Source organism: Acetobacter pasteurianus subsp. pasteurianus LMG 1262 = NBRC 106471 (assembly GCF_000285275.1).
GTDB lineage: Bacteria > Pseudomonadota > Alphaproteobacteria > Acetobacterales > Acetobacteraceae > Acetobacter > Acetobacter pasteurianus.
Genome location: NZ_CADO01000126.1, coordinates 1 through 1,463, shown reverse-complemented (window position 1 = coordinate 1,463; position 1,463 = coordinate 1). Strand labels below are relative to the sequence as shown.

1 protein-coding gene is annotated in these 1,463 nt (G+C 59.3%); it reads left to right on the top strand.

All coding sequences use genetic code 11. From position 1 onward, the window contains the following. The coding region (locus tag APA10_RS11880; protein WP_035366865.1) for a carbohydrate porin at window positions 1-1,463 on the top strand (1,463 nt) is incomplete at both ends.

Sequence of the window (1,463 nt, the reverse complement as noted above, 5' to 3'; positions counted from 1 at the left end):
CCTGCCCTAGCGCATGGTGAAGAGACGCAGGTTGAGCAGGACCGTCGCCGGTTAGGCAATTCAGGGCCGTTGATTGAACAGATTGATCCGGCCACGGTGCGGGATTCCCAGCGTGCGGCGGAGGCCGCGGCTTCAGAGAAAAAAGGCGATGACACGCCAGACATGAGTGACCACCTGCTGGGCAACATGTGGGGCGCGCGGGATTGGATGGCCAGACACGGCATCAGCTTTGACATTCAGGAAGTGGATGAATTGTGGGGCAATGCCACAGGCGGCACGGCCTCGGGGGCGGATGGCGCCAGTGGCTCGGGCACCGGCCCCGCCTATGATGGCGTGACCATGCCCACCCTGACGGTCGATCTGGAAAAGCTGATCGGCCTGAAGGGCGGCACATTCAATGTCAGCGCCCTGCAACTGCGCGGACGCTCCATCTCGCAGGATCATCTGGCCAACTTCAACCCTGTCAGCGGGTTCGAGGCCGATCGTTCAACCCGCCTGTTCGAGCTGTGGTATCAGCAGTCCTTTCTGGACGGCAAGCTGGACGTCAAGATCGGGCAGCAGGATCTGGATACCGAGTTCCTGATCAGTGATTACGGGGCTTTGTATCTGAACTCCAACTTCGGCTGGCCCATGGCGCCATCGGTCAACCTGTATGCCGGTGGCCCGTCCTGGCCGCTGTCTTCTCCGGCCATTCGCATCCGGTATCGTCCGTCAGACAAGTTCACCTTCATGTTTGCCGCAGCGGATGACAACCCACCGGGCAATCGCAACAACTCCTTTGGTATCCAGAACGGCGGCAACAGCGCAGATCCCACCAACCAGAACACCCATGATGAAGATGGCGCCAACTTCAACATGGGCACTGGTGCGCTGCTGATTACCGAACTGCAATATGCCCTCAACCCCCAGCCCGATGATATGTCGCATGTCACCAAGGATCCCGGTCTGCCGGGTATCTACAAGCTGGGTGGCTATTACGATACAGCCAAATTCCCTGATTATCGCTACAACAATCAGGGCAAGGCTTTAGGGAGTGCGGCGGACACCACGGGCATTCCGCGGTGGGATCGGGGCAACTGGATGGTCTATGGCATTATTGACCAGATGATCTGGCGGCCCTCGCTTCAGTCTCCTCAATCTGTGGGCGTTTTTGCGCGTGCCACAGGCAATGGGGGAGATCGCAACATGATCAGCTTTGCCATTGATGCGGGTATCAACCTCAAGGCGCCCTTCAAGGGGCGTGACAATGACACGGTGGGGCTGGGCTGGGGCATTGGCCGGGCCTCTTCTGGCCAGCGGCGGTATGATCGTAACTCCGGTGCACCTGTGCAGGGCAATGAGAACCATCTGGAACTCACCTATCAGGCACAGGTGATGCCGTGGTGGGTCATGCAGCCGGACTTCCAGTATGTCTGGCATCCCTCTGGCGGGGTGACTGACTGGACAGGCAATCGTCTCGTCGG